General features: G+C 67.8%; 3 protein-coding genes and 1 pseudogene. All 4 read right to left on the bottom strand.

The features are described from left to right. Positions 1–42: 42 nt before the first annotated feature. Entirely contained in the window at positions 43–282 is a 240-nt protein-coding gene (locus ACEN88_RS32615; protein WP_413346398.1) for a hypothetical protein, read from the bottom strand. 213 nt (positions 283–495) lie between these two features. Continuing rightward, positions 496–705, bottom strand: coding sequence for a hypothetical protein (locus ACEN88_RS32610; RefSeq protein WP_413346396.1), 210 nt, complete (start codon positions 703–705; stop codon positions 496–498). Positions 706–717: 12 nt separating this feature from the next. Then, a complete protein-coding gene (locus ACEN88_RS32605; protein ID WP_413346394.1) occupies positions 718–903 on the bottom strand; it encodes a hypothetical protein in 186 nt (61 codons plus the stop codon). Between the two features lies 1 nt (position 904). After that, a pseudogene (locus ACEN88_RS32600) lies at positions 905–988 on the bottom strand (DUF2384 domain-containing protein); the annotation flags it as partial. Positions 989–1,016 lie beyond the last annotated feature (28 nt).

The raw sequence follows: 1,016 nt of genomic DNA, 5'->3' as shown, positions 1-1,016 counted from the left end.
CGCCACTTATACCCCGGCGCCGGCCAACACCGGCACGCGCGCCTAGGCCCAACCCGACGCCACCGGCGGGCAGGGCGGGCCCGTGACGCGGGGGGCGCCCGGGACCGATGCTGCCGCGGCCGCACCGGTCCCGGGCGCCACCGGCGTCACGGACACGACCTGCCAGCCGTTGGCGTCGGGTTGCGCATAGGCGCGCGTGCCGTAGTTGGCCGGCGCCGGGTAATACGTGGCGCAGCCGGTCAGGGCGGCGGCGCAGGAAACGATAATAGCGAGCTTGATCATGGCGGTTCTCCTCACCTGCCAACTATAAAGAATCCGTTGGCGCGTGCCTGTTGTTTTACAGGCTGTTACAGATGTTCATGTTCCGGAAAAAGAGCGTTACCCGGTCCCATCCCATCGTAGCGCCGGCGGAGGGGGCCGGTTTGATGATATCGTCGCACGTTTCGCTACACGCCGCTTTTCGATGTCCTCTTTCACGCGTTCGTCCATTTTCCCCTACGCGGCCCTGTTGTTGTCCCTCGTCTCGCTGACGACGGGCGCCTCGCTCGCCAAGCACCTGTTCCCCGTCGTCGGCGCGGCCGGCGCCACCGCGATGCGGCTGACCTTCGCCGCCGTGATCCTCGCGATCGTGTTCCGGCCGTGGCGTTTCAAGCCGCGCGGCGACAGGCGCGCGCTGCTGCAATACGGCCTGTCGCTGGGCGCCATGAACCTGAGCTTTTATTCGGCCCTGGCGTACGTACCGCTGGGGATCGCGATCGCCGTCGAGTTCACGGGGCCGCTCGTCGTGGCCGTGGCGACGTCGCGCCGGCGCCTGGACTTCGCCTGGATCGCGCTCGCGTGCGTGGGCCTCGCGCTGCTGCTGCCGCTAGGCGGCAATGCGCCGGCCGTCGACTGGCGCGGCATCGCGTTCGCGCTCGGCGCGGGCGGACAGGTCCACAACAACCGCCGGTTCGAACCGGCTCTTGGGGTAGGCGTAGGCCAAGCTCATGAGGAATCCTCCGGTTATGGATTATATA

Origin of the sequence: Massilia sp. CT11-108 (assembly GCF_047302915.1) — a bacterium.
Taxonomy (GTDB): domain Bacteria; phylum Pseudomonadota; class Gammaproteobacteria; order Burkholderiales; family Burkholderiaceae_D; genus Telluria; species Telluria orientalis.
Note: the sequence above shows the minus strand (reverse complement) of the source record. Positions and strands in the feature narration are given on the sequence as shown.